Origin of the sequence: Micropruina sp., assembly GCF_047606365.1 — a bacterium.
Classification (GTDB): domain Bacteria; phylum Actinomycetota; class Actinomycetes; order Propionibacteriales; family Propionibacteriaceae; genus Micropruina.
This window is the reverse complement of record NZ_JASGEN010000164.1, coordinates 14,404-37,938: the sequence shown is the minus strand read 5'-3', so window position 1 is coordinate 37,938 and position 23,535 is coordinate 14,404. Positions and strand designations below refer to the sequence as shown.

28 protein-coding genes are annotated in these 23,535 nt (G+C 69.8%); 12 read left to right on the top strand and 16 right to left on the bottom strand.

Annotation, left to right across the window (positions count from 1 at the left end):
• Positions 1 to 39: 39 nt before the first annotated feature.
• The gene (locus tag QM624_RS18560; protein ID WP_415094574.1) at positions 40 to 1,293 is read right to left on the bottom strand and encodes an MFS transporter; all 1,254 of its coding nucleotides are present in this window, start codon (positions 1,291 to 1,293) and stop codon (positions 40 to 42) included.
• 257 nt (positions 1,294 to 1,550) lie between these two features.
• Here QM624_RS18560 and QM624_RS18555 point away from each other — a divergent pair, with 257 nt between their 5' ends.
• The 4 genes from QM624_RS18555 (at position 1,551) to QM624_RS18540 (ending at position 3,698) form a co-directional block, all read left to right on the top strand.
• Positions 1,551 to 1,883, top strand: a complete 333-nt coding sequence (locus tag QM624_RS18555; RefSeq protein WP_415094572.1) for an ArsR/SmtB family transcription factor — start codon at positions 1,551 to 1,553, stop codon at positions 1,881 to 1,883.
• Positions 1,884 to 1,885: 2 nt separating this feature from the next.
• On the top strand, positions 1,886 to 2,371 hold the full coding sequence (locus tag QM624_RS18550; RefSeq protein ID WP_415094570.1) for an SRPBCC family protein: 486 nt from the start codon (positions 1,886 to 1,888) through the stop codon (positions 2,369 to 2,371).
• A 102-nt stretch (positions 2,372 to 2,473) separates the two neighbouring features.
• Positions 2,474 to 2,902 (top strand): OsmC family peroxiredoxin, encoded by a 429-nt coding sequence (locus tag QM624_RS18545; protein WP_298132716.1) that lies wholly within the window; start codon positions 2,474 to 2,476, stop codon positions 2,900 to 2,902.
• Between the two features lie 43 nt (positions 2,903 to 2,945).
• Positions 2,946 to 3,698 (top strand): alpha/beta hydrolase, encoded by a 753-nt coding sequence (locus tag QM624_RS18540; protein ID WP_415094568.1) that lies wholly within the window; start codon positions 2,946 to 2,948, stop codon positions 3,696 to 3,698.
• On the opposite strand, the gene QM624_RS18535 is transcribed toward QM624_RS18540, so the two are convergent.
• Positions 3,667 to 4,221: a TetR/AcrR family transcriptional regulator gene (locus QM624_RS18535; protein ID WP_415094566.1), complete on the bottom strand. Its 555-nt coding sequence runs from the start codon at positions 4,219 to 4,221 to the stop codon at positions 3,667 to 3,669. The genes QM624_RS18540 and QM624_RS18535 overlap by 32 nt on opposite strands.
• A gap of 60 nt (positions 4,222 to 4,281) precedes the next feature.
• Between QM624_RS18535 and QM624_RS18530 the strand changes: the two genes are divergently transcribed.
• Positions 4,282 to 4,722, top strand: coding sequence for a hypothetical protein (locus QM624_RS18530; RefSeq protein WP_415094564.1), 441 nt, complete (start codon positions 4,282 to 4,284; stop codon positions 4,720 to 4,722).
• A gap of 133 nt (positions 4,723 to 4,855) precedes the next feature.
• On the opposite strand, the gene QM624_RS18525 is transcribed toward QM624_RS18530, so the two are convergent.
• Complete coding sequence (locus QM624_RS18525) at positions 4,856 to 5,017, bottom strand: hypothetical protein (RefSeq protein ID WP_415094562.1); 162 nt, start codon at positions 5,015 to 5,017, stop codon at positions 4,856 to 4,858.
• Positions 5,018 to 5,206: 189 nt separating this feature from the next.
• Here QM624_RS18525 and QM624_RS18520 point away from each other — a divergent pair, with 189 nt between their 5' ends.
• Complete coding sequence (locus tag QM624_RS18520) at positions 5,207 to 6,127, top strand: hypothetical protein (RefSeq protein ID WP_415094560.1); 921 nt, start codon at positions 5,207 to 5,209, stop codon at positions 6,125 to 6,127.
• Positions 6,128 to 6,145: 18 nt separating this feature from the next.
• Here QM624_RS18520 and QM624_RS18515 read toward each other — a convergent pair whose 3' ends face one another.
• Both QM624_RS18515 and QM624_RS18510 read right to left on the bottom strand, forming a co-directional pair.
• Positions 6,146 to 6,547 (bottom strand): hypothetical protein, encoded by a 402-nt coding sequence (locus QM624_RS18515; RefSeq protein ID WP_415094558.1) that lies wholly within the window; start codon positions 6,545 to 6,547, stop codon positions 6,146 to 6,148.
• On the bottom strand, positions 6,544 to 7,047 hold the full coding sequence (locus tag QM624_RS18510; protein WP_415094556.1) for an NUDIX hydrolase: 504 nt from the start codon (positions 7,045 to 7,047) through the stop codon (positions 6,544 to 6,546). The genes QM624_RS18515 and QM624_RS18510 overlap by 4 nt, the downstream gene beginning before the upstream one ends.
• Before the next feature lie 42 nt (positions 7,048 to 7,089).
• Here QM624_RS18510 and QM624_RS18505 point away from each other — a divergent pair, with 42 nt between their 5' ends.
• The 3 genes from QM624_RS18505 to QM624_RS18495 all read left to right on the top strand — a co-directional run bounded on the left by QM624_RS18505 (position 7,090) and on the right by QM624_RS18495 (position 9,708).
• Complete coding sequence (locus QM624_RS18505) at positions 7,090 to 8,016, top strand: rhomboid family intramembrane serine protease (RefSeq protein WP_415094554.1); 927 nt, start codon at positions 7,090 to 7,092, stop codon at positions 8,014 to 8,016.
• The gene (locus QM624_RS18500) at positions 8,013 to 8,852 is read left to right on the top strand and encodes an NAD-dependent protein deacetylase (RefSeq protein WP_415094552.1); all 840 of its coding nucleotides are present in this window, start codon (positions 8,013 to 8,015) and stop codon (positions 8,850 to 8,852) included. The genes QM624_RS18505 and QM624_RS18500 overlap by 4 nt, the downstream gene beginning before the upstream one ends.
• 133 nt (positions 8,853 to 8,985) lie before the next feature.
• A complete protein-coding gene (locus QM624_RS18495) occupies positions 8,986 to 9,708 on the top strand; it encodes an EI24 domain-containing protein (protein WP_415094550.1) in 723 nt (240 codons plus the stop codon).
• Here QM624_RS18495 and QM624_RS18490 read toward each other — a convergent pair.
• The 7 genes from QM624_RS18490 to tdh all read right to left on the bottom strand — a co-directional run bounded on the left by QM624_RS18490 (position 9,683) and on the right by tdh (position 15,803).
• Entirely contained in the window at positions 9,683 to 10,858 is a 1,176-nt protein-coding gene (locus QM624_RS18490; RefSeq protein ID WP_415094671.1) for a glycine C-acetyltransferase, read from the bottom strand. The two genes, QM624_RS18495 and QM624_RS18490, sit on opposite strands and share 26 nt — an antisense overlap.
• A 168-nt stretch (positions 10,859 to 11,026) precedes the next feature.
• Positions 11,027 to 11,827: a hypothetical protein gene (locus QM624_RS18485; RefSeq protein ID WP_415094548.1), complete on the bottom strand. Its 801-nt coding sequence runs from the start codon at positions 11,825 to 11,827 to the stop codon at positions 11,027 to 11,029.
• On the bottom strand, positions 11,824 to 12,756 hold the full coding sequence (locus QM624_RS18480) for an ABC transporter ATP-binding protein (protein ID WP_415094546.1): 933 nt from the start codon (positions 12,754 to 12,756) through the stop codon (positions 11,824 to 11,826). The genes QM624_RS18485 and QM624_RS18480 overlap by 4 nt, the downstream gene beginning before the upstream one ends.
• Positions 12,757 to 12,778: 22 nt before the next feature.
• Positions 12,779 to 13,576, bottom strand: coding sequence for an aminoglycoside N(3)-acetyltransferase (locus QM624_RS18475; RefSeq protein WP_415094544.1), 798 nt, complete (start codon positions 13,574 to 13,576; stop codon positions 12,779 to 12,781).
• A gap of 21 nt (positions 13,577 to 13,597) precedes the next feature.
• Positions 13,598 to 14,134 (bottom strand): TetR/AcrR family transcriptional regulator, encoded by a 537-nt coding sequence (locus QM624_RS18470; protein WP_415094542.1) that lies wholly within the window; start codon positions 14,132 to 14,134, stop codon positions 13,598 to 13,600.
• Positions 14,131 to 14,718 carry a sugar O-acetyltransferase gene (locus QM624_RS18465; RefSeq protein WP_415094540.1) on the bottom strand — a complete coding sequence of 196 codons (588 nt, stop codon included), beginning with the start codon at positions 14,716 to 14,718 and terminating at the stop codon, positions 14,131 to 14,133. The genes QM624_RS18470 and QM624_RS18465 overlap by 4 nt, the downstream gene beginning before the upstream one ends.
• A 47-nt stretch (positions 14,719 to 14,765) precedes the next feature.
• Positions 14,766 to 15,803 carry an L-threonine 3-dehydrogenase gene (gene tdh / locus QM624_RS18460; protein ID WP_415094669.1) on the bottom strand — a complete coding sequence of 346 codons (1,038 nt, stop codon included), beginning with the start codon at positions 15,801 to 15,803 and terminating at the stop codon, positions 14,766 to 14,768.
• Positions 15,804 to 15,870: 67 nt separating this feature from the next.
• Between tdh and QM624_RS18455 the strand changes: the two genes are divergently transcribed.
• Entirely contained in the window at positions 15,871 to 16,932 is a 1,062-nt protein-coding gene (locus QM624_RS18455; protein WP_415094538.1) for a DUF1353 domain-containing protein, read from the top strand.
• 342 nt (positions 16,933 to 17,274) lie between these two features.
• On the opposite strand, the gene QM624_RS18450 is transcribed toward QM624_RS18455, so the two are convergent.
• Both QM624_RS18450 and QM624_RS18445 read right to left on the bottom strand, forming a co-directional pair.
• Positions 17,275 to 17,784: a flavin reductase family protein gene (locus QM624_RS18450; RefSeq protein WP_415094536.1), complete on the bottom strand. Its 510-nt coding sequence runs from the start codon at positions 17,782 to 17,784 to the stop codon at positions 17,275 to 17,277.
• Positions 17,785 to 17,796: 12 nt separating this feature from the next.
• On the bottom strand, positions 17,797 to 18,519 hold the full coding sequence (locus QM624_RS18445) for a hypothetical protein (protein ID WP_415094534.1): 723 nt from the start codon (positions 18,517 to 18,519) through the stop codon (positions 17,797 to 17,799).
• 101 nt (positions 18,520 to 18,620) lie between these two features.
• On the opposite strand from QM624_RS18445, the gene QM624_RS18440 reads away from it, so the two are divergent.
• Complete coding sequence (locus QM624_RS18440) at positions 18,621 to 19,010, top strand: globin (protein WP_415094532.1); 390 nt, start codon at positions 18,621 to 18,623, stop codon at positions 19,008 to 19,010.
• A 2-nt stretch (positions 19,011 to 19,012) separates the two neighbouring features.
• Here the strand turns inward: QM624_RS18440 and rph are convergent, their stop codons facing one another.
• Positions 19,013 to 21,637: a rifamycin-inactivating phosphotransferase gene (gene rph, locus QM624_RS18435; RefSeq protein ID WP_415094530.1), complete on the bottom strand. Its 2,625-nt coding sequence runs from the start codon at positions 21,635 to 21,637 to the stop codon at positions 19,013 to 19,015.
• Positions 21,638 to 21,747: 110 nt separating this feature from the next.
• On the opposite strand from rph, the gene QM624_RS18430 reads away from it, so the two are divergent.
• Positions 21,748 to 22,245, top strand: a complete 498-nt coding sequence (locus QM624_RS18430) for a GbsR/MarR family transcriptional regulator (RefSeq protein WP_415094528.1) — start codon at positions 21,748 to 21,750, stop codon at positions 22,243 to 22,245.
• On the opposite strand, the gene QM624_RS18425 is transcribed toward QM624_RS18430, so the two are convergent.
• Positions 22,218 to 23,375 (bottom strand): MGDG synthase family glycosyltransferase, encoded by a 1,158-nt coding sequence (locus tag QM624_RS18425; protein ID WP_415094526.1) that lies wholly within the window; start codon positions 23,373 to 23,375, stop codon positions 22,218 to 22,220. The two genes, QM624_RS18430 and QM624_RS18425, sit on opposite strands and share 28 nt — an antisense overlap.
• Positions 23,376 to 23,535 lie beyond the last annotated feature (160 nt).

Below are 23,535 nucleotides of genomic sequence, written 5' to 3'. Positions count from 1 at the left end.
AGTCCGGGATGACGATGGAGGGCCTCGATCAGCCCATCCCTAGGCAGGCAGCCGGGTCGGGCGTCCCATCCGGTTCCACAGGTAGACAGCGGCCACCAGCGCGGCGATCCCGGTGGCTATCGCACCGACCAGCAGCGTCCAGCGCGGGCCCCAGGCGTCACCCACCCAGCCGATCAGCGGGGCGCCCAGCGGCGTCCCACCGGTGAAGATCGCCATGTACAGACTCATCACCCGGCCGCGCATCTCGGGCGCGGTGGTCAGCTGCACGGTGGTGTTGGCGGCGGTCATCACGGTCAGCGAGGTGAGTCCGGTCGGCACCAGCAGCACCGTGTAGACCCAGTAGCTCGGGGCCAACGCGAGCACCGTGGTGACCACGGCGAAGGCAGCCAGTCCGCCCACCACCAGCCGCAATCGCGGACGCCGCCGGCGGGCCGCCATCAGCGCCGCCGCCAGGGTGCCGGACGCCATCACCGAGCCGAGCAGGCCGTAACCCTCGGGTCCGACGCCGAACACCTTGGTCGCCATCAGGGCGTTGGTGATCTGGAAGTTCAACCCGAAGGTGCCCAGCATGAAGATGCAGAACAGCACCAGTTGCAGATCGGGCCGGTGCGCCACGTAGGCGATGCCCTCGCGGATCGCGCCGCGTCCGCGTCGTACCGGGGCAGGGTGCAGTTGGTCGGGGCGCATCAGGAACAGCCCCAGCAGCACCGCGATGAAACTGATCGTGTTGACCGCGAACACCGGCCAGATGCCGACCCAGGCGATCATCAGCCCGGCGATCGCCGGGCCGAGCAGCCGGGCACCGTTGAACGAGGCACTGTTCAGCCCCACCGCGTTGCCGAGCAGATGATCGGGCACCACTTCCGAGACGAACGCCTGCCGGGCCGGGGCGTCGAAACCCCACAGCACCCCGGCGATGGTGGCGCTCAGATAGACGTGCCAGAGCTGGACGGCACCGCTGGCCACCAACGCGGTCAGCAGCGCGAAGACCACCGCCGTGCCCGATTGGGTGACCATCATGATCCGGCGCTTGCCGAACCGGTCGGCCACGGCGCCGGCGATCGGCGAGATCAGCACCCCGGGAGCGAACTGCAGCGCGGTGATGTAGCCCAGGTCGGTGGCCGACTGATCGGTGAGTTGAGTGAGCACCAGCCAGTCCTGAGCGACCCGCGCCATCCAGGTGCCGACGTTGGAGGTCAACGAGCCCAGGAACAGCAGCCGATAGTTGAACACCGCCAGTGAGGCGAACGTGTGAATCGGCTCCAGCGGGTCGCCGGCTTCGCCTTCGCTCATCGCCGCCGTCCGCTTCTCATCGGCGCCATGCTACGCGCACCGGAACGCACGCCTGTGGCGAGGAGTCGAACCCCCCGTGCGACTCCTCACCACCGACGCCTCCCGAGCGTCTCGCAAGCCCCCCGATCCGCGTCCTCCCAGTCGCGCCCCGCTGCCTCGCTTTCGGGATTGGTACCAGGGTGTCGAGCAGCCATAAACGACCGGTAAACGCCACCGAGGGTTGACGACATACAACCGTTTGGTTGTATGTTTGTTCCATGACCGAGAGCGACGAGGACCGGGCGGATGCCCTGTTCCACGCCCTCGCCGATCGCACCCGGCGCGACATCCTGCGTCGCGTGCTGGCCGGCGAACACTCGATCAGCGCACTGGCGGCCAGCTACCAGATGAGCTTCGCCGCGGTGCAGAAACACGTCGCCGTGCTCGAGCGGGCCGGACTGCTGACCAAGCGTCGGCAGGGCCGCGAGGCACTGGCCAGCGGCGACGTGCAGATGCTGCGCTCGGCCGGCCGCCTGCTGTCCGAGTTGGAAGAGGTCTGGCGCGGCCGGATCTCCCGGATCGACGACCTACTCAATCAACTCAAGGAGTGACCATGCCTGTTGTCGACGTCAAGACCGACCTCGATGCCCTGACCCTGACGATCGTCGCCGACTTCTCCGCCGAGGTGCAGCGGGTCTGGCAGATCTACGCCGACCCGCGCCAGCTCGAGCGGGTCTGGGGCCCGCCGGAGTTCCCGGCGACCTTCGTCGACCACGAGCTGAGCCCCGGCGGCCGGATGAACTACTACATGACCGGCCCCGAGGGCGAGAAGTTCTGCGGCTACTGGCGCGTCACCGAGGTCTCCGAGCCCGACTTCTTCGCCTTCGCGGACGGCTTCGCCGACGAGCAGTTCAACCCGAACACCGACCTGCCCGAGTCGCAGAACGTCTACTCGTTCGCGCCGCACCAGGGCGGCACCCGGGCCACCTTCGTGGCGACCTACAGCAGCGCCGAGGGCCTGCAGCAGGTGCTCGACATGGGCATGATCGAGGGCTCCAGCGCGGCGATCGGTCAGATCGACGAACTGCTGGCTGCCTGAGGTCGAGCGGACGTCCCCTGTCGTCGCCCTGGGCGCACTCGTTAGCCTGGGGACGACAGGCGGGCGACCGTCCGCCGATTTCCGAACAGAAGGAGCAGCTTCATGGCAACGCAGAGCACTGCGCAGGCCCACTGGGAGGGCAGCCTGACCGAAGGCGCCGGCAGCGTCGACCTGGTCACCTCCGGCGTCGCACACTTCGACCTGAAGTGGGCGAAGCGGGCCGAGGCCGGTGCCGGCACCACCAACCCCGAAGAGCTGATCGCCGCGGCCCACGCCGCCTGCTACTCGATGGCCCTGTCGCACGCGCTGGCCGGCAACGGCACGCCGCCCGAGTCGGTCGACACCAAGGCGGTCGTCGGCTTCCAGCCGGGCGTCGGAATCACCGGCAGCGAGCTCACCGTGGTGGCGAAGGTGCCGGGGCTGACCGAGGAGGAGTTCCTCAAGTTCGCCGAGGACGCCAAGACCGGCTGCCCGGTTTCGGCCGCGCTGGCCAGCATTCCGATCACCCTGAACGCGACGTTCGCCTCCTGACGCATTTCTGTCGGCTCCGCTCCCGGTGCGCCATGATGGCGCCATGACGATCATGCCGGGAGCGGAGCCGATCAGCGTCGACGGCTCCGAGGTCGGGGTGGTGCTGTGCCACGGCTACCCCAGCACGCCGCAGTCGATGCGCGGCTGGGCCGAGCACCTGGCCGGCGCCGGTTACTCAGTGAGGGTGCCGCTGCTGCCCGGCATGGGCACTCAGTGGAAGGACCTCAACGCCACCGGCTGGCAGGACTGGTACGGCGCGATCGATCTCGCCTATCAGCAGCTGTCCGCGCGCTGCTCCACGGTCTTCGCGGCCGGGCTGTCGATGGGCGGCCTGCTGGCCACCAAACTCGCCCAGGACAAGCCTGACCTGGCCGGCCTGGTCGTGGTGAACCCGATCTACGCGCACACCAACCCGGCCCTGAAGGTGCTGCCGCTGTTGCAGCACGTCCTTCCCTCGTTGGGCGGCATCGCCGGCGACATCAAGAAGCCCGGCGTCGTCGAGTTGGCCTACGACCGTAACCCGTTGCGGGCCATGTACAGCCAGACCAAGCTGTGGAAGATCGTCGTCGAGGACCTGCCGCAGCTGCGGCTGCCGGTGCTGCTGTTCACCTCGCGCACCGACCATGTCATTCCGCCGATCTCGTGGCAGACCTTCCTGAAGCGGGTGGGCTCGGACGACGTCACTCAGATCTTCCTGGAGGACTCGTATCACGTGGCCACCTTGGACAACGACGCCGAGCTGATCTTCACCGAGTCGGCGCGCTTCATTCAGAGGCTGACGCCACAGCGCCCCTGACCATGGCAGTGATGATCGGACGCGGGTCGAGGTCGACGCCGAGCCCGATGACCTGCAGGAACAGTCCCTCGAAACAGACGGTGACGAGGTGGACGGCGAGGTCGGGGTCGGCGGCACCCACAGCGACGAAGGCGGCGCGGATCGGCTCGACAGCCCTCGATCGGGCATTGCGCAGAATGGCTCTGATCGCCTCGTCGTGGGCCGCTTCGACCAGCAGCGCCAGCCGCGCGGACGTCTGGGTGCGCAGCGGCCCGGTCAGCCGTCCGAACAGTGCGACGAGCGATTCGGCGAGTTGTTCCGAAGAGGCGGCGATCGGCGGCTCGGCGAGCATCCGCAGCTCGTCCTCGACCATCTTCTCGGCGATGCCGAGCAGCAGCGCGGCCCGGGTGCGGAAGGCGTTCGAGGCCGAACCTTCGGGCAGGCCTGCGGAGTCGTCCACATGCCGGTGGGTCAAGGCGCGGATGCCCTCGGTGGCGAGGACGTCGATCGCGGCGTCCAGCGCCCGCTCCCGGTTGGATGGCATAGCGACATCGTAACTACATTCGTAGTTCTCATCTAACTACATCCGTAGTATCGTCGCGCCATGTCCGTCACCGTGCTCGCGAGCATCGACCTGGCCTTGCTGCTGGTCGCCGCCGGGTTCGGACTCACCTCGCTACTGGCCTGGCGGCGCCATCGCGGCTCGGGCCGCCTTCCGACGGCGAAGATCATCACGCACCTCAGCCTGCAGGTCATCGGCATAGCGACCTGGACGGCGTTCGTAGTCACCGGCGCGGTACCGATCGCCTGGACGGCTTTCGTGGTGCTCACCGCCGGGCAGGTCTTCGGTGATCTGCTGATGTTTGCCTCGTACCGCGCCCGGAATCCCGGCACGACACGACCGCACTACTTGGCCGTGGGCGGCGACGTGTTGAGCTTCCGGCGTCCGGCTCCGGCGCTGCACGCGCTGGTCGGCGCGCTTGCCTGGTTCTCGATGCTGGCGATCTGCGTCTTCTCAACCGTGGCCGACGCAGCTGCCGGGTGAGCTTGCCGGCGCTGGCGGCCGAGGGGGTCTCGACAAGCTCGACCAACGGGCAAGCTCGGCCAACGCAGGCGGCAGGACGCAAACGACCCCTGACGTCGGAACTCGTCCGACATCAGGGGTCGTCTGGATGGGGTCAGCTTTCGTCCGAGACCGGGTGCACCTTGGTGGCGTCGATGACCGGCGTGTCCTGGATGATCAGGTCGCTGGTCTCGTCGGCCAGGTCGGGGCTCGGCGCCGAGCCGGACGGCCCTTCGGTGGGCACGACGGGGGGAATCGGGGGTTGCTGCTGGGTCATGATCTACCTCCTTCGCCTCGTGTTTTCGAGTCTGCTCGGCAGCTCTCGCGCCCACTACCCCCGTCCGGGTGATTCAGGCGTGTCGCGTCGGACCTTCGGCCAAGCTCACCCTTGAAGGCTGATATGCCCATGGTGGGCTCACCTTTCGGTCACTAGCATTCGGCTCACACCACCCCTAAGAAGGACCCGTTGGACAGGAAAGCCCTCGACGACACCTCACGTCGGCTCCGTGAGTTGTTGCTCGATCCGCAGTACGCAAGCCGTTGGCAGGCCCATATCGGCCGCCGCCAAGCGCATGCGTTGCATCAGAGCGGCATCTGTCAGGTGGTCGCCAACTATCTGTGGGTGAACGATCTGCATCCGGCCGACGACGAGGCGTTGCCGCGCAAGCTGAAGGACCGGGTGTACCGCGCGCTCGCCGGGAGCTCGCTGAGCCTGGCCACCCTGCGGTGGTTCATCGAGGCGTTCGAGATGTCCCCCGAGGACGCGGCCACGCTGTTGCGGCTGGCCGGCTCGGCCGATGCCGGTGACGCGGTGATCGGACGCGCCGTCGTCCGGCCGGGCGTGCTGCCGCCGCGACGGCACCGGACGCTCTCGCTGCGGGACTGCCATCTGATCGGCCCGGACGGCCTGCCCGCCTCACACCGCACCGCCCAGACCATCCACGCCGAGGACACCCTGGACCGCTACCCGTGCGTCTTCGACACCGACGCGGCCTGCATCCGGGTGGTGCGCGGGGGGCGGTGCGGCGAACCGTACGCCCTGGGTGAGGGCCTGTACGCGGTCGACATCATGCTCAGTGAGCCGCTGCGCGCCGGCCAGAGCACCGACGTCGAGTACGAGACCACGTTCTGGTACCGGACGCCGCCGCCCCCGGAGTTCCGGCGCGCCGCGGCCCATCGGCTGGCGAACGTCGACCTGCGGGTGCAGTTCCACCCGCTGCGGTTGCCGCAGCGGGTCTGGAGCAGCGAGTGGCCCTCCATCGACGCGCCGCCGTCGAACTCCGAGCCGGTCGAGTTGGACGCCGAGAAGTCGGTGCAGCGGCACTACCCCACCCTGGAACGCACCGTGGTCGGCTTCCGCTGGGAGCTCGGCCGACCCCATCGCTGAGCCGACCCGGCCCCGCCGTCAGAGCCAGCGACCGGCCAGGAAGCGCCGCAGTTCGAAGGCCGGAAAGTCCTTGCCGTAGCCGCTGCCGGGGTTGAGCAGCACGCTCAGGTCGTTGGCCACCGTCCATTCGAACAGCGCACGGGACGGCTCGGCCCGGACCTCCCAGCCCGGCGCGGGCAGCATCAGGTCGTTGGTGAACGTCTCGAACCGGTCCGGATGGCTGAACACGCAGACACCGGCGGTGCCCAGCGGCGACAGCACCAACGGCTGGAAGCCGTGCGGCTCGTACCGTCCCAGCACCCCGAGCGTGACGCCCATCAGGTCGCTGACGAAGGCCTGGTAGGCCACCGCGTCGGTCGGACGGTCGAACGCCCGCATCAGCCGCTGCTCCAGCGGCGTCTGCGGCTGGAAGCCGCTCATCGAAGGCCGTCCCGCAGCCAGTCGCGGCCCAGCACCGTCTCGGGCCGGTCGGCCAGCACGACCTCGATCCGCTCGGCGTAGTTGCGCGGCATCACCGGCAGTTCGTCGACTGCGAAGAAGCGCGCCTCGGACGCCTCGCCGTCGCCGGGCACCGGGTCGCCGGAGAGCCAGCGGCAGCGGAAGGTGTGGTCGATGTACTGGGTCACGTCGCCGTTGTCGTAGACGACGGGTTCGGTGACGTTCAGCCAGGCCAGCCGCTCCACCGCGATCTGCACGCTGGCCTCTTCAGCGGCCTCGCGGATCGCCGCCACGTGCGGATCCTCGCCGGGGTCTACGATGCCGCACACCGGCGACCAGGCACCGTCGTCGCTGCGCCGCACCAGCAGCAGTTCGAGACCGGTGGGCCCGTCGCGCAGGATCACCGCCGTCGCCCCGGACAGCCACAGCATGTCGTGGCCGACCTTGGCGCGCAGATCGAGAATGAAGTCGGGTACCGGCACCCGGTCAGATTAGTGGAGGGCCGGCCTGGGTAGGGTGGCCGGGTGACTCAGCCGCCCCCGGTCTCGGTGTGCTACCGGCATCCCGACCGCGAGACCCTGATCGGCTGTCAGCGCTGCCGGCGTCCGATCTGCCCGGAATGCATGACCACCGCACCGGTCGGCGTGCAATGCCCCGAATGCGTGCGGGAAGGCATGCGCGCCACCCGCAGCGGCGTCGGGCCGCTGGGTGGGCGGCCCTCGACCGATCCGCGGCGCACCTCGCTGGTTCTGATCGGCCTGAACCTGGCGGTCTTCGTGGTGATCCTGGCCAGCGGCGGCTGGGACAGCGTGTGGGTCAACCGCTTGGGGATCAGCCCGCAGGGCATGTGCCTGCTGACCAACGGCAGCGGCAACTACTACCCCGGCGTCACGCCCGCCCAATGCGCCACGCTGCTCGACGCCGGCTGGGTGAACGGGGTGGCGACCGGCGCCTGGTGGCAGGTGCTGACCAGCGCCTTCACCCACGCCGAGATCCTGCACCTGGGCAGCAATCTGCTCGCCCTGTGGTTCCTCGGACCGCCGCTGGAGCAGGTGCTGGGCCGGGTCCGCTTCCTGACCGTCTACGGCATCAGCGCACTGACCGCGTCCGCGGCGGTGATGTGGCTGAGCGCCCCCGATTCGGTCGCGGTAGGCGCCTCCGGCGCGATCTTCGGCATGCTCGGCGCCCTGCTGCTGTTGGCGAAACGGTTCGGCGGCAACTACCAGATGATCGCCGGCTTCCTGGTACTCAACATCGTGATCACCGTGATGGGCGGCGGCTACATCTCGTGGCAGGCGCACCTGGGCGGCCTGATCGGCGGGCTGGCGTCCGCGGCGGCACTCATCCTGCCGCCGCGCGAACGGCGTCCGGCCGGACAGCTGATCGGGCTGCTGGCACTCACCGTAGTCACGCTCGCCGCCATCGGCTGGCGAGCGATAATGCTGGCGTGATCGATACCGGCGTACGCGTGGACGAGTTGGCGACCCTGCTGCGCGGCCGCCGCTGGGTGGCCCTGACCGGCGCCGGGATCAGCACCGACTCGGGCATCCCCGACTACCGCGGGGCCGGGTCGCGGCCGACCAGCCCGATCCAGTACGACGACTTCCTGCGTTCGGCCGAGGTCCGGCGGCGCTACTGGGCACGCTCGCTGCTCGGCTTCCGCAGCTTCGGCCGCGCCCTGCCGAACACCGGCCACCGCGCCCTCGCGGCACTCGCCCGGCGCGGTCTGGCCTCGGTGATCACCCAGAATGTGGACGGCCTGCACAGCGCCGGCGGCAGCCCGGACGTGCTCGAACTGCACGGCCGGATCGACCGGGTGATCTGCCTGGACTGCGGCGCACTCTCCGCACGGACGGCGCTGCAGCGCCGACTGGAGGCCGCCAACCCCGGCCTGCGGGGCAGCCTGGCCGCCGGCCGGGCCGAGATGGACGACGGCCGGCTGCGTCCGGACGGCGACGCGGTGGTCGACGACTGGGGCGACTTCGTCGTGCTGCCGTGCCAGGCCTGCGGCGGCGTGCTGAAGCCCGACGTGGTGTTCTTCGGCGAGTCGGTGCCGCGTCCGCGGGTGGCCGACGCCTACGCCGCGGTGGATGCGGCCGAGGCGTTGCTGGTGGCCGGTTCGTCGCTGACCGTGATGTCGGGGCTGCGCTTCGTCCGGCACGCGGCCCGGGCCGGCAAACCGGTCGCGATCGTCAACCGGGGCGGCACCCGAGGCGATGAGCTGGCGTCAATCAAGCTGGACGCCGGTTGCTCCGAAACGCTGACCGACCTTGTGAACGCCCTGTGAGTCCTTGGTTGAGCGTGCAACAATCGGCGGGCCTGTCGTAGTGTGGCAGGCATCATCGGTCTGACGGGGAGGGAGGGCCGTGGGTAATCCATCGGCTGCTCAACGCACCCGGACGCGACCATTGGCCGGCCTCATGTCGGGCCTGGGCCTGCTGGTCACCGGGGCGGGTCTTGTGCTGCGCCGAGCCAGATTGTTCGGTCTCGGCCTGATTCCCCCGCTGATCACCACCGTGCTCTTCCTGGTGCTGTTCGCCACCGCCAGCTTCCTCTCCCAGCGGATCGCCGTCTGGCTGACCCCGTTCGCCGAGGGCTGGCCGGGCGTGGCCACCTTGCGTGCCTTCGTCGCCATCCTGGTCGTCGCACTCAGCGGCGTGCTGCTGGTGCTGCTGTTCACCGCCACCACCCTGGCGCTGGGCGCCCCGCTGTACGACCGGATCTCCGAAGAGATCGACGCCCATGCCGGCAGCTACGCCAGCGCGCCGGGTGAGGGCCTGCTGCAGGCGCTCTGGTCGACGCTGGTCCACCTGGTCAAGGTGGTCGCGATCAGCCTGCCGGTCGGCGCGCTGATGCTGCTGGTCGGCCTGATCCCGGGCGTCGGCGGGTTCTTCGCCGCCGTCGGGTCGGCACTGTTCGGCGGCTGGATGATCGCCCTGGAGATGACCGGGTCGGCGGCCGGACGGCGCGGCCTGCGCGGCCTGGCCGAACGGCATCGGTTGCTGTGCCGCGACCCGTGGCCGGTGCTCGGCTTCGGGGTGCCGACGTTCCTGTTGTTGTCGGTGCCGCTGCTGTCGCTGCTGGTCTTCCCGATCGCGACCGCCGCCGGCACCCTGCTCACCCGCAGGCTTGCCGCGCGCTGACGAAGGCCGCCACACAGGCTTCGACGTCGGCACTGCTGTGCGCCGCCGACAGCTGCACCCTGATCCGGGCCCGTCCGCGCGGCACAACCGGAAAGCTGAAGGCGATCACGTAGACGCCGTTGCTGAGCATGTGGTCGGCGATCCGGGTAGCCAGCCGGGCGCCGTCCTCGCCGGGGAACATCACCGGCACGATCGGGTGACTGCCGGGCAGCAACTCGAAGCCGGCGTCCTCCATCAGTTCGCGGAACAGCACCGTGTTGGCGGCCAGCCGCTGCCGGGCCTCGCCCGAGCCGGCCACCAGCTCCAGCGCCTGCAGCGAACCCGCCACCACTGACGGCGCCACCGAGTTGCTGAACAGGTAGGGACGCGACCGCTGCCGCAGCAGCTCGACGATCTCGGCGTGCGCCGCGATGTAGCCGCCGGACGCCCCGCCCAGGGCCTTGCCGAGCGTGCCGGAGAGGATGTCGACCCGGTCGGCGACACCGAACAGTTCGGGCGTGCCGCGTCCGTGCTCACCGACGAACCCGACGGCGTGCGAGTCGTCCACGAAGACCAGGGCGCCGTGGGCGTCGGCCAGATCGCAGATGCCGGGCAGCGGGGCGTAGCTGCCGTCCATCGAGAACACGCCGTCGGTGACGATCACCTTCCGGCGGGCACCGGACGCCGCCTGCAGCTGGCGTTCCAGGTCGGCGAGATCGGCGTTGCGGTAGCGGAAGCGGGCCGCCTTGCTGAGCCGGACGCCGTCGATGATCGAGGCGTGGTTCAGCTCGTCGGAGATGATGGCGTCGCCCTCGGAGAACAGGGTCTCGAAGACGCCGCCGTTGGCGTCGAAGCAGGACGAGTACAGGATCGCGTCCCCGGTGCCGAGGAAACTCGCCAGCCGCCGTTCCAGCTCGCGGTGCTGCGTCTGCGTGCCGCAGATGAACCGCACCGACGCCATCCCGAACCCCCACCGGTCGAGGCCGGCATGGGCGGCCGCGACCACGTCCGGGTGATCGGCGAGCCCGAGATAGTTGTTGGCGCAGAAGTTCAGCGACTGCCCACCGTCGGTGGCGATGTGCGCCGACTGCGGGGTGCCGATCTCGCGTTCGGTCTTGTACAACCCGGCGGAGCGGATCTCGTCGAGGGTTGAGATGAGTTCGTCGCGCAGCGTGTACATGGCGTGAACCTAGCGGATCTCGCGGGTGGTGAAGCGCCAGCCGGCCAACGCCAGCACCACGGCGAGCAGGCCGCCCAGATAGGCCGACGCCTGGCCCAGGCCGAGGGTGTAGGTGGCCTCGACCATCGCCCCGTTCGGGCCTCGTTCGACGTAGCCGATCTAGGTGCTGCCGGCGAGGAAGGCTTGAATGTTCGGGTCGGGCAGCGCCGCCTGCAGCCACGCCGATCCGCCCAGCACCAGGGCGATCAGGCCGATCGCCCACTGCAGCACCATCAGGCCGAGCAGCAACCCGACCGGACCCACCGTGCTGCCGAACAGGCCGGCCAGGGCGAAGCCGACCAGGCCGGCGATCAGCACCAGCAGCAGACCCCGTCCGGCCATCGCCCAGGCCTCGGCTGCCGGTTGCAGGGCGCCCGGCTCAGCCCAGGCCAGCACGATGCCCGCCGCACCCGCCTGGAACAGCCCGATCACCGCCACACCGAGCAGCGTCACACCCACCGCAGCGGCCACCGCTTTGCTCACCAGCACCGGAAGTCGCGAGGGGACGTAGGTGAGCCAGGTGCCGATGTTGCCGGTCTTGAACTCGGCACCGATGAAGGACGCCCCGGCCAGCAGCGCCGCGTAGGCGGCGATCATCGTGCCGGCCTGCGCCATCCCGCCGGCCAGTGCCGCATAGGGCGGCGGCTCACGGACGAAGTCGGAACGTTCAGGGGTCCAGGGGGCACACTCGTCGGCGGTGCCGCCGTCGCGCAGGCATTGCTGCGCCTCGCGTTCGGCCTCCTGCTTCATCTCGGTGTACTGCTGCTCGGCGTAGGCGAGCTCCTGGCTCGACATCGGACGGGCACTGTAGGCGGTCCCGGCCACCACCAGCAGGGTGAGCAGCACACTGGCGGCGAACACCACCCAGACCAGCCGGCGGCTGAACCAGCGGTTCAGCTCGGCACCGATCAGCCGACTCATGCCGCACCGCCGACCGGGCCGGTGACTTCCAGGTACAGCTGTTCCAGGTTGCGGCGCTGGACGCTCAACTCACTCACCCAGAGCCCCTGCTCGCCCAGCACCCGCGCCACCAGCGCCGGGTCGAGCGGACCGTCCGGCCTGGTGACCAGTAGTCCCGGACCGGACGGCTGCACGGCCAGACCGGCCGTCCGCAGGATCTCGGACGCGCGCAGCGGATCGGCGACGACGACTCGGACGGGGTCGCTGCCGGCCGCCAGCAGGGTGGCCACCGGCCCTTCGGCCAGCGTCTGGCCGCGGGCGATGATGGTCACCGTGTCGGCGACCTGCTGCACCTCGGCCAGGATGTGGCTGGAGACCAGCACCGTCTTGCCGGCATCGGCCAACTGCCGCACGGTGGCCCGGAAGTCGTGGATGCCCTGCGGGTCGAGACCGTTGGTCGGCTCGTCGAAGATCAACAGCTGCGGATCCTTGAGCAGGGTGGCGGCGACCGCCAGCCGCTGCTTCATGCCCAGCGAGTAGGTGCGAAAGTCGCCGCGCTCGCGTCCGGTCAGGCCGACCTGCTCGATCACCTCCGCGACCCGGGACAGCGGTGCGCCGATCGCCTGGGCCAGCAACGCCAGGTTCTTGCGGGCCGAGAAGGTGTCGAAGAACTTCGGCTGCTCGACGATCGCGCCGACCTTGTCGATCACCTGCGGCAGCCGTGCGGGCACCGGCTCACCGAGCAGCCGCATGGTGCCGGCGTCGGCCGGGATCAGACCGAGCAGCATCCGAATCGTGGTGGTCTTGCCCGAACCGTTGGGGCCCAGAAAGCCGTGCACGCCGCCGTCCGGCACCGTCATGCTCAGCCCGTCGACGGCCTTGATCGCTCCGTAGCGCTTGCCCAAGCCGCTGATCGCGACGGCCGGCGCCGGGTGGGGGTGGTCACTCATCCGCCCATCCTGCCAGGGTGGTTCAGCGGTGGGTGCTGAACCAGCCCGCCGCGTAGTCGACCAGCGGACGCATCGGCAGCAGCGAGGCCTGTCCGGCGCCCACCGAGTGTGTCTGCACCAGCCCGGTGTCGGCGGCGAACGCCTCGGTCACCGCGACGAAGTCATCGTCGTGCACCTCGAGTTCCTGCCAGCTCACCCACCGCCGGACCCCGTCCACGCAGATCGCGGCACCGTTGCCGATGGTCCGCTTCCCCGGGTAGTCGGCGCGATGTTCAGCCAGGTGCAGCGCGGTGGTCTTGGCGGCGCTGACTCCGAGCAGCAGGACCCAGGCGTCCAGCTCCACCAGCACGCCGAGCGGCGACTCCTCACCCGAGGGGCAGTCGAGTGGGTGCCGCGCGGTGATCCGGGCGGCCTGCGGCCCAGCGGCGCTGATCGACCGATGCGGGTGGGCGCTGCGGACGGCGCCGGGGAGGGTGCGGAACAGCTCGGCGACCGCACCCATGGTCTGGCTCGGGCTGGTGGCCGGATCGTAGAGCGGCAGATGCTCACGGATCGTCGGCCACCACGACGGCGGGGTCTCGGCCAGGAAAGCGGGGTCGCACAGCTGCCAGGACTGGGTCGGCATGACCACGGTGCCGTCCGGGCCGACCGTCTCGCGCAACGCCGCCAGGACGGCCTGCGCACCGCCGACCACCCAGCCCAGTGAGCGCAGCGAGGTGTGCACCATCACCGTCGCACCGGACGGCACGCCGAGTTCGCGCAGGTCGGCGACCAGGCGTTCGGTCGTGATCGGGCCGGACGCGGTGGGATCTGTCGGCATGGCGCGCCTTTCGTGGTGGGTTCAGCGCCGGGTGATGCGCCGGATGGCTTCGACGATGTGCGCGCTTCCGGCCGGGTCGCGGTCCAGCGCCCGGTGGATGGAGAGGCCCTCGATCAGCGCGTCCAGCAGGCGTGCAGTCAGCGGATCGAGGTGCTGCTCGAGTGCGGCCCGGGTGCGCGCCATCCAACCTTCGGTGATCGCCCGGTAGCCGGGCTCGCGGGCTGCCAGGGTGTACAGCTCGTAGGTGAGCACCAGGTCGTCCTGGCCCGCCCCGGCGACAATGCTGTCCGCGACGACCTTCAGCGCGTCGGCCACGGTGCGCGCGCCGGCCATCTGGGCGTCGAAGCTGTCCGCCGCTCGATCGGCGAACCGGGTGAAAGCCTCCCGGAGCAGTTCGTCCATTCCGGCGAAGTGGTAGGTCATCGATCCCAGCGGGACGTCGGCAGCAGCGGCGACCTTCCGGTGCGAGGTGCCGGCGACACCCGCTGCGGCGATCACCTCCAGGGTCGCCTCAACGATCCGGTCGCGCCGGCCGGGGTCGACCCGCCGTACGGTCATGACGGCTCGATCTCCCTGATCACCCGCGCCGGATTGCCGACTGCCACCACGTTCGGCGGAATGTCCCGGGTGACGACCGACCCGGCACCGATGACGCTGTTGTCGCCGATGGTCACCCCGGGGCAGACGATCACGCCGCCACCGAGCCAGACGTTGTCGCCGATGGTGATCGGCTCGGCGGCCTCGAGCTTGTCGCGGCGCGGCCCCGGGTCGATCGGATGGGTAGGTGTGAGCAGCTGCACGTTGGGCCCGATCTGACAGTCCTCACCGATGGTGATGGCGACCACGTCGAGCGCGACCAGGTTGTAGTTGACGAAGCTGCGGGCGCCGAGGTGGATGTTCTCGCCGTAGTCGACGTACAGCGGCGGCTTGATGAAGGCACCCTCACCCAGGGTGCCGAGCAGTTGCTCCAGCAGTGGACGGGCCGCACCCTCGTCGGCGATCGCGGCACGGTGGTAGGCGTCGGCCAACTGGACGGCTCGCCGGGCGATCCGGGCGTTGTCCGGGTCGTCGGCGATGTAGAGATCACCGGCGAGCATCCGCTCCCGGTTGGTGCGAGGGTCGCCCTGGAAGTAGTCCGGCATATGTACGATCGTATCAACATCATGTACGTCCGTACATAGAGTGCGGCTCAGCTCCAGTCCAGGATCACCTTGCCGCAGTGCCCCGAGCGGGCGACGTCGAAGGCCAGCTGCCAGTCCTGCGCGGCGAACCGGTGGGTGATCACCGAGCGGACGGCCTCGATCAGGGTGGGCGAGCTCGACAGCATCGAGGTCATCAGGTACCAGGTCTCGAACATCTCCCGGCCGTAGATGCCCTTGATGGTGAGCATGTGGGTGATCACCTTGCCCCAGTCGATCGGGTAGGGACTCTTCGGCAGCCCGAGCATCGCCACCTTGCCGCCGTGGTTCATGTTGTCGATCATCTCGGCCACCGCCGGCGGCGCACCGGACATCTCCAGACCGACGTCGAAACCCTCGCGCATGCCGAGTTCGCGCTGGGCGTCGGCGATCCGGGTGGTGCCGACGTTGACCACCAGGTCGGCACCGGCCCGGCGGGCCAGTTCGAGCCGGACGTCGGCCAGGTCGGTGACCACCACGTGCCGGGCCCCGGCGTGCCGGGCGATCGCCGCCGCCATCACCCCGATCGGGCCCGCACCGGTGATCAGCACGTCCTCGCCGACCAGCGGCCACTGCAGCGTGGTGTGGGTGGCGTTGCCCAGCGGGTCGAAGATCGCACCCAGATCGGGGTCGACCCAGTCCGGGTGCTTCCAGACGTTCTCCACCGGCACCACCACGTAGTCGGCGAACGCACCGTCGGTGTTCACACCCAACCCGACGGTGCGGATGCACTGATGCCGGCGTCCGGCCCGGCAGTTGCGGCAGTAGCCGCAGACGATGTGGCCCTCGGCCGAACAGCTGTCGCCGGGCTTGAGTTCCTTCACCTCGGCACCGACCTCGACGATCTCGCCGAAGAACTCGTGCCCGATGGTCTGCGGGGCATGCACCTGGGAGGCCGCCCACTCGTCCCACTGCTGCAGATGCAGATCGGTGCCGCACAATCCGGCCCGCAGCACCCGGATCTTCACCTGCCACGGCCCGCAGGACGGTTCCGGCCGGTCCACCAGCTCCAGCCCCGGTCCCGCCGCCATCTTCGCCAGCGCCCGCACCACCGTCTCCTCTCCTGGCACCATCCAACCACTTGCCATCGGAGGCCGCGCCGGTTGATAGTCGGGGATGCCGTACGCGCTTCCCGCCGGTGCCCGACCGGACACGACCGGCGTTCAGCTGCAGATCGACACCCCGCGCCGCTTCACCATGACGACGCCGTTCTGGTACGCGCCGTTCCGGCCGCTCCCCGAATCGCTGGACGCCCTGCTACCCCACGCCGAGAACCCTCCGGACGACCAGCATCGCTGGCTGCACATTCCGCGCGAGAGCACCGATCTTGGCAGCGTCCCGGGCGTGCTGTGGGGCCTGGTGGCCAGCTACGGACGGCACACCCTCGCGGTGATCGTGCACGACCATCTCGCCGGCCTGGCCAAGCTGGCGCCCGAGACCGAGCGCTTCGACCGGGCCAGCGCGGCCGACGAGGTGCTCTACGCGGCGCTGCGCGACCCCGAGGCCGGTCGCTATCGAGCGTCCTGGTTCCGCTCCCTGGTGCTCTGGACGGGGGTGTCGGCGGCCCGCTACTACCAGCATCGCCGGAGCATTTTCTGGGTGCTCGCCGCGGCCACCGTGGGCGGCTGGCTCGGCCTGGGATGGCTGGCGGAGAACGTCGGCGGACGCCCGTTCCCGCTGGCCGGCTGGATCCTGGGCGTGGTCGGCCTGGTGGTGCTCGGTGTCGCCGGGACCTTCGCGGCCCGGCTGGCCCGGTTGCGGCCGCAGGGCGTCGCGCCCACGCCGGCCCATCCCACATTCATGCCCGAGGGCGAGCAGCCGGTGGGGCGGGCCAGTGACATCTGGGTGGTCAGGGGATTGGCCGCGGCCGCGATCGTGCTGCTGCTCGGTGCCGTCTGGACGGCCCTGCCGCTGCCACCGCTGTTCGGGCTGGGGGTGCCGGGGTTCCTCGGCCTGCTCGGCCTGCTGGTGTTCCTGGCCGGTTCGGGCTATCTCGCCCGGTCGCCGGTCCGCCGGGACGCGGTGCTACCGCTGACGCTCGCGCTCGCCGGGCCCCCGGTGGGGCTGGTCGCGCTGATCACGGTCGGGGTGCTCTCCCTGATGTGGCTGCCGGATGCGTTCTCGACGACCACCGAAGGGCCGGTGAACACCGTGAACGGACGAAGCGGCCGCGGGTAGGGCGGTCGACTCACCGGTCACCGCTTCCATGCTGGGCAGCCGGCCCGCCTCGCGAGCCAGCCGCCGACGGGCGGCACGACGGCGCCGTGCGGCGGCCTGCAGCGCGAACACGCCGCTCAGCGCCATCACCCCGGCGAACGAGGTGAGAACCATCCACAGCGGATTCATCACGCCCCCTTCGCCGCCGCCTCGACCTGTTGCGGGACAAGTAAACCAGCAATACCGGTGAATTGCCGAGGCGTCCGGGCGTCCGGAAACGAGCCGTGAAGGTTAACGCGACTAGGTGAGATGTCACCTAAATTCAGCCGGCCTCCGACTGGGGTTCACCAAGAATTCGGGCGTTCACAACTGCCGATAGTTGCCGCGCAGATAGGCCACCGGCGCCATCGCGTCATCGATCTCGACCGACTCGACGACACCGCGCACCAGCATCGACCAGCCGGCCTCGACCGGTTCGTCGATCAGCCGCGCTCCCAGCCAGCCGGGCGACTCGATCAGTACGGGTCCCCACGCGGTGTCCCGCCAGGAACCCATCCGGAACGGTCCGCCCGGGGCGGGCGCCAGGCCGGCCATCGCGTCGGCGAGCAACCGGTCGCCGTACGACAACAGGCTGACCGCCCAGCGCCGGGTTCGAAGCAGATCCTCGAACAACTCCGACGCCGGATCGATCAGCCCGATCACTTCGCCCGGCTCGCCGTCGGCGACCACGATCGACGACACGGTGAGGCCGCTCGGCCCCGCGTCGCCGTGCGTCGTCCAGACGGTGACCGGCGCGGGCAGCCGTCCACGAAACCGACGCAGCGGGCGCCGAGGCTGACCCGCTGCGAACGGATGGGTGTCGTGGATGGTCACCCGGCCAGTTTGTCAGTCCGCGACAGCGGCGGCGCCGGCGTCCGCGGGGGCCTTGCTGGCCTCTTCGGTGGCGGTCGGAGTCGCCGTCGGGGTCGCGGTCGCGGTCGGGGTTTCCGTCGCGGTCGGAGTCGGCGTGGCGGTCGGCGTCGCCGTAGCGGTCGCGCTCTGCGTCGGCTTGGTCGAGGTCGCCGACGCGGACGGCTTGGGCGCCGCCTTCTTGTTGCTCACCTGGCCGATCGTCGTCCCGGTCCGGCCGTCCAACGTCTGACCGGTGCCGAACTCCCAGCCGGTGACGATGCCCATGGCCACCACGAAGGTCACCGCGGCCGTCGCCAGCATTCCGCCGAACACCATCCAGGGACGCCGCGAACCCCGGCGACGACCGCCGACGGACGCCGCAGAGCGCTTGCCGTCGTTGTCGTCCACCGCATCGTCGGGCACGGTGACGACCTCGGTCCGACCGTCGGCGTCGCGCAGCACGATCTTCTTGACACCCTCACGGGTGCGCTCGAGGCCCTTGGTGTAGAGGGTGCTGGCGAACGCGGCCAGCACGCTGGCTATGCCGGCACCGGCCAGGGTGCCCGCATAGCCCAGGCGCGAGCCCAGGGCAGCCGTGGTGATGGCAGCCAGCGCACCGCCGGCGATCTGGGTCAGGTTGAAGAGTTTGGGCTTGTCTTCGGTCGCTTCGGCGTTCTTGGTCAGTTCAGTCTTTTCGGCGGTCTTCGTCTCAGTCACTTAGTCACTCGTCTACGTCTCGTCTGGTTCGCACCTCGATCAAGGTTAGTCACTATGACCAATATTCCCAAAGGACGGCGTGTCGCCGGTAGGGTGACGACATGGAGACCGCTCAGCAAACCGTCTACGAGCGGGTCGGTGGCCATCCCACCTTCGTCGCCCTGGTCGACGCCTTCTACGCCGGCGTGGCTGAGGATCCGGAACTGCGGGCGATGTACCCCGAGGAGGATCTCGGGCCCGCCGCGGATCGGCTGCGAATGTTCCTGGAACAGTACTGGGGCGGCCCAAAGACCTACGGCGAGCAGCGCGGCCACCCGCGGCTGCGGATCAGGCACGCCCCGTTCGCGGTCACCCCGACCCAGCGGGACCGCTGGCTGCACCACATGCTGGGTGCCCTGGACGGCCTGCACCTCGAGCCCGAACTGGACGCCGAGATACGCGACTACCTGATCCGCGCGGCGCACTTCATGGTGAACAGCTTCGAGGAATAGAGCTACAGCAGCTCGACGTACCCGTCGGTGCCGTTGACGCGGATCTGCTGGCCGTCCTGGATCAGCCGGGGGGCGCCCTCCACCCCGACCACCGCGGGCAGTCCGTATTCGCGGGCCACCACCGCGCCGTGGGTCATCGTGCCGCCCACTTCGGTGACGATGCCCCGGACGGTGAGGAAGACCGGCGTCCAACTCGGGTCGGTGAAGGTGGTGACCAGAATGTCGCCGTCCTCGAGGTGGGCGTCGGACTGGCTCAGCACGACCCGGGCCCGGCCCTGCACCGTTCCGGCGGACGCCGCGATGCCGGGCAGCGCGCCGTCGGGGAGTTTCGCCGTCCGGTAGGCCCCGGCGGGCACTTCACCATCGGAGGTGATCAACCGAGGTGGAGTCAGCCGGGTCCAGGCCTCGAACTCGATGCGCCTCCGGGCGATCAGCTCGGGGTCCACCACGCCGGTGCGGACGGCCGTCCGAAACTCATCCAGGGTGAGGTAGTCAATGGCGCCGGCATCGGGAATGGCGCCGGCCCTCACCAGCGTGGCCGCTTCCCGCAGCAGCACCTGCTTGAGCACCCGGTAGTGCCGCATCATCAGGTACTTCGGGTATTCGCGATAGCCGGCGTAGCGCAGCATGCGGCGGATCATCGTCCGTGCCCGGGCCGCCTTGCGACGCCCGCCGGGCAGTCTCTCGATGCGGTCCAGCAGGTCGCGCCGCAGCTGCTCCGCGTCGCGTCGCGCCCGCTCGGCGGCGCTCGGGCCGTCGGCTTCGAGGCCGGCGGCGATACTGCGCAGCATCGGCACCAGCGCGGACGGCTGCTCGCTCCAGCGCGGACGGGTGACGTCGATCTCGCCCGGGCACCGCATGCCGTAGCGGTCCAGGAACTCACCCAACACCCGGGCCACCTCCTCACCGCCCTCGATGACCGCCAGTTGGTCGAGGAAGCCGTCGTCGGGCAGCGTCGGCAGGGCGTCCAGGACGGCCGGGTGCCGCCGTACCGCCGCGGCCACCTCGCCCAGCGCCCGGCCCATCTGCGAGGTGACGTCGTCGTCGATCAACTGCGCCAGCGCGTCGCCGGCACCCTTGACGCCGAGCCACCGCTCGACGTGTTTGTTGACCCAGTGCATGGCGTACAGGCCGACGTAGATCATGCCCATGCCGCGCGGGTCGGTGACCTCGGTCTTCATGGTCTGCCGCAGATCGGTCAGCACGGCGTCGAACAACGCGTCACCGGTCAGTCCGGCCAGCCGTCGTTCCAGCGCCTCCAGTGACGCGTCGTGTTCCCTCCTCAGCGTGGCCGCTGTGCCGAGCTCGTCGCGCAGGTAGGCCCGCGCCGTCTCCACCGGCAGCCGCCAGGAGAAGTAGCCGGCACCGCCGCCCAGGTTGAGGTAGCGCGGCCCCTCCCCGGCCAGGTTGGCCATGAAGTCGCGCCGTCCGACCAGCTCGCGCAGGCCGTCCTCCATCAGCGGGTCAATGCTCTTCATCGAGGCGACCAGGATCCGGCGTCCGACCGGTGCGGCGAGGTCGGGCGCCAGGTCGATGTACAGCCGGCCGCCGGCGGCGATCAGCGGCGTGCTGTCGAGCTGCGCCTGGAAGAACGACAGCCCGAGCGGGGTCATCGCGTCGGTCATCATCTGCTGGTGTCCGAACGACAGATAGACGTGGTTCTTGCCGTCCCTTGGCCCGGGAATCGGGAACAGAGTGGTGATAGCGCGGCTCTGCACCAGCCAGAACGTGTCGCCGACCAGCGCCCACTCGATGTCCTGAGGGCTGCCGAAATGCTCCTCGACACGCCGTCCGATCGCCGCCAGCCGCAGGATCCGGGTGTCGGTCAGCTTCTGGACGCGTCGGCGTCCGGCCTCGACCGCCGCCTCGTCGATGCCGCCGCCGGCCACGGCCCGGGCCGCGACCCGCTGGTCACCGATCGCACGACCGGTGACGGTGCCGTCGCGCACCACGTAGCGGTCGGGAGCGGCCGATCCCGACACCAGTGCCTCACCGAGCCCGAGGCCGGCCTCAATGGAGATCGCCCTGCGGTTCGAGGTGACCGGGTCGGCGGTGAACATGATGCCGGCGACCTCGGCGTCGACCATCCGCTGCACCACCACGGCCAGCCGGACGTCGTCGGCCCGGACGCCGTGCTGCCGGCGGTAGGCCACCGCCCGGTCGGTGAACAGCGAGGCCCAGCAGCGCCGGATCTGGGCGAGCACCGCGTCCGTGCCGATGACGTTCAGGTAGGTGTCCTGCTGGCCGGCGAAGGACGCTGTCGGCAGGTCCTCCGCGGTCGCGCTGGAACGGACGGCGAACGCTGCGTTCGCACCGAGCCCGTCCAGCGCCCGTCCGATCTCCGCGGCGACCTCGGACGGCATCGGCGCGGCTTCGATCGCCGCCCGCAGCCGCGCGGCGCACTCCACCGCCGCATCGCCGTCCGACCCGGACAACTCGTCCATCAGAGTGGCGATCTCAGCACTGCCGGCCACCACCTCGGCGTAGCCGTCGGTGGTGACGCAGAACCCGTCCGGCACCCGGATGCCGTCGATCCGGGTCAGTTCACCCAGGTTGACGGCCTTGCCTCCACACAGCGCCAGCATCGACGCATCGATCTGCCGCAACTCCCGCACGTATCCGGCCATCACTGGCACCTCTCCCGCTCCTCGCGTCCGCCCCAGCCTATGCCTATTTTCAATATTTTCTGAAAGTTCATATTGGATAAGATCGCGGCAGGGGTGGACCGAGGAGGGACATGGACGAGGACCGGACGGACGAGGTCGGCGCGTTCGTCGAACGGTTCGCCGCTGTCCTCACCGATGGCGGCATGCCGCGGCTGCCCGCCCGGGTGTTCGTGGCGCTGCTGGCCAGCGACGAGGGCCGGATGACCGCCGCGCAACTCGCCGAGCGCCTCCAGGCCAGCGCCGGCGGCATCTCGGGAGCCGTCCGCTACCTCAGTCAGGTCCGGATGATCCACAGCGAACGCGAACCCGGCAGCCGGCGCCACGTCTACGTCGCCGACGGCTCCTGGTACGAATCGACGGTTTCCGGCAATCCCGTCCTGACCAGGGGCGAAACCGCATTGCGGGACGGCATCGCCACGGTGGGCGACTCCCCCGCCGGGCAGCGGCTGCAAGAGACTCTGGAACTCATCCAGTTCCTCAGGACCGAGTCCGAGGCGATGCTGAGGCGCTGGGACGAACGCCGCGTCGCCCCCCGGTCAGGTCAGTTCGAACCGAGCGGCGCGGAATAGACGCCCGCCCGGTCGGCGATGATCTGGGCGATCTGCCGGGCCGCGTCCGGCTTGGCCACCTTGCTGCTCGCCTTGGCTGCCGCGGCCAGCGCCTCCGGGTCTTCGACCCAGCGCCGGACGGCGTCCACCACCTGATGCGGACGCGGCGCCCACACCCCGGCCTTCTTCTTCACCACGTAGGCGACGTTGCCGTCCTCCTGGCCGGGCAGCCGCGAGTACAGCACCAGCGGCAGGCCGGCGATGAAGCCCTCACTGATGGTGCCCGGACCGGCCTTGGTGACCAGCATGTCGGCGGCCGCCATGAACTCCGGCATCTGGGTGGTGAAGCCGTAGATGTGGTGCGGCATGTTCCAGGACAGGCTCTTCAGCCGGTGCTGCAGCGACTCGTTGCGGCCACAGATCGCGACCACGGTGGCCTTCAGCCGGGCCTCGTTGATCGACTTCACCACGGCTTCCATCGGACCCATGCCGTCACCGCCGCCGACCACCAGGATCACCGGCAGGTCACGGCGCCAGCCCTGCTCGTCGCGGAAGGCCATCGGATCGGCGGGCGGCACCCGGAAGCGTTCGGCCACCGGCAACCCGACCACCCGGACGTTGCCCTCGGGAATGCCGTACTCGACGGCCACCTCACGGGCCTCCTTGGTGGGCACCACCACCAGGTCGGCACGCCGGTCAAACCAGAACGCGTGCGTGGTGACCATGTCGGTGACCACCGTCATGAACGGCGTCGGATTCGACTTCATGGTGCGCAGCACCCCGGTGTTCACCAGCGGGTGCACCGACACGATGATGTCGGCCGGGTTCTCGCGGTAGAGCCGCCGGATCGCCCGCGCCACGTAGGGGAACAGCGCCCGGATGACGGCCCGCGAGCGGCGCTTGCCGTCGGTCGCCTTGTACGAGATCGCCCAGGTCTCGGGGAACTTCGTCATCGGCGGATACATCTCGGGCGCGTAGCGCAACGGCGCCGGCAGATAGTCGCGGAAGACGTCCACCATCTTGCAGTCGAAAACCCCCGGGTACTCCAGACCGAGAGCCTCGATCAGCGCAAGAGTCGCCGAGCGGTGCCCGCCACCGGTGTCGGAGAACAGGAACAGCACTCGCTTGCGCGCGGCCGGTACGCCCGCCATGGCCCTCCTCGTGGTGGCGATGTGTCGCACTCGCACGATACCGCCGAGGACACCGCCACGTTCGAAGGACGCGCTTAGCCCGGATCCGGGCTTAGGCTCAGGCTCCCCCGCCGAGGCTGGAACCGCCGTGCGAGCCGGAGCCGGGCGGAACCATGCCCTC

What these genes read in the sequence shown, in the direction of transcription:
- QM624_RS18560 (WP_415094574.1), bottom strand. Translation starts at nt 1,293, where the DNA reads ATGAGCGAAGGCGAAGCCGGCGACCCGCTGGAGCCGATTCACACGTTC.
- QM624_RS18555 (WP_415094572.1), top strand. Translation starts at nt 1,551, where the DNA reads ATGACCGAGAGCGACGAGGACCGGGCGGATGCCCTGTTCCACGCCCTC.
- QM624_RS18550 (WP_415094570.1), top strand. Translation starts at nt 1,886, where the DNA reads ATGCCTGTTGTCGACGTCAAGACCGACCTCGATGCCCTGACCCTGACG.
- QM624_RS18545 (WP_298132716.1), top strand. Translation starts at nt 2,474, where the DNA reads ATGGCAACGCAGAGCACTGCGCAGGCCCACTGGGAGGGCAGCCTGACC.
- QM624_RS18540 (WP_415094568.1), top strand. Translation starts at nt 2,946, where the DNA reads ATGACGATCATGCCGGGAGCGGAGCCGATCAGCGTCGACGGCTCCGAG.
- QM624_RS18535 (WP_415094566.1), bottom strand. Translation starts at nt 4,221, where the DNA reads ATGCCATCCAACCGGGAGCGGGCGCTGGACGCCGCGATCGACGTCCTC.
- QM624_RS18530 (WP_415094564.1), top strand. Translation starts at nt 4,282, where the DNA reads ATGTCCGTCACCGTGCTCGCGAGCATCGACCTGGCCTTGCTGCTGGTC.
- QM624_RS18525 (WP_415094562.1), bottom strand. Translation starts at nt 5,017, where the DNA reads ATGACCCAGCAGCAACCCCCGATTCCCCCCGTCGTGCCCACCGAAGGG.
- QM624_RS18515 (WP_415094558.1), bottom strand. Translation starts at nt 6,547, where the DNA reads ATGAGCGGCTTCCAGCCGCAGACGCCGCTGGAGCAGCGGCTGATGCGG.
- QM624_RS18495 (WP_415094550.1), top strand. Translation starts at nt 8,986, where the DNA reads ATGTCGGGCCTGGGCCTGCTGGTCACCGGGGCGGGTCTTGTGCTGCGC.
- QM624_RS18485 (WP_415094548.1), bottom strand. Translation starts at nt 11,827, where the DNA reads ATGAGTCGGCTGATCGGTGCCGAGCTGAACCGCTGGTTCAGCCGCCGG.
- QM624_RS18480 (WP_415094546.1), bottom strand. Translation starts at nt 12,756, where the DNA reads ATGAGTGACCACCCCCACCCGGCGCCGGCCGTCGCGATCAGCGGCTTG.
- QM624_RS18475 (WP_415094544.1), bottom strand. Translation starts at nt 13,576, where the DNA reads ATGCCGACAGATCCCACCGCGTCCGGCCCGATCACGACCGAACGCCTG.
- QM624_RS18470 (WP_415094542.1), bottom strand. Translation starts at nt 14,134, where the DNA reads ATGACCGTACGGCGGGTCGACCCCGGCCGGCGCGACCGGATCGTTGAG.
- QM624_RS18465 (WP_415094540.1), bottom strand. Translation starts at nt 14,718, where the DNA reads ATGCCGGACTACTTCCAGGGCGACCCTCGCACCAACCGGGAGCGGATG.
- QM624_RS18455 (WP_415094538.1), top strand. Translation starts at nt 15,871, where the DNA reads ATGCCGTACGCGCTTCCCGCCGGTGCCCGACCGGACACGACCGGCGTT.
- QM624_RS18440 (WP_415094532.1), top strand. Translation starts at nt 18,621, where the DNA reads ATGGAGACCGCTCAGCAAACCGTCTACGAGCGGGTCGGTGGCCATCCC.
- rph (WP_415094530.1), bottom strand. Translation starts at nt 21,637, where the DNA reads ATGGCCGGATACGTGCGGGAGTTGCGGCAGATCGATGCGTCGATGCTG.
- QM624_RS18430 (WP_415094528.1), top strand. Translation starts at nt 21,748, where the DNA reads ATGGACGAGGACCGGACGGACGAGGTCGGCGCGTTCGTCGAACGGTTC.
- QM624_RS18425 (WP_415094526.1), bottom strand. Translation starts at nt 23,375, where the DNA reads ATGGCGGGCGTACCGGCCGCGCGCAAGCGAGTGCTGTTCCTGTTCTCC.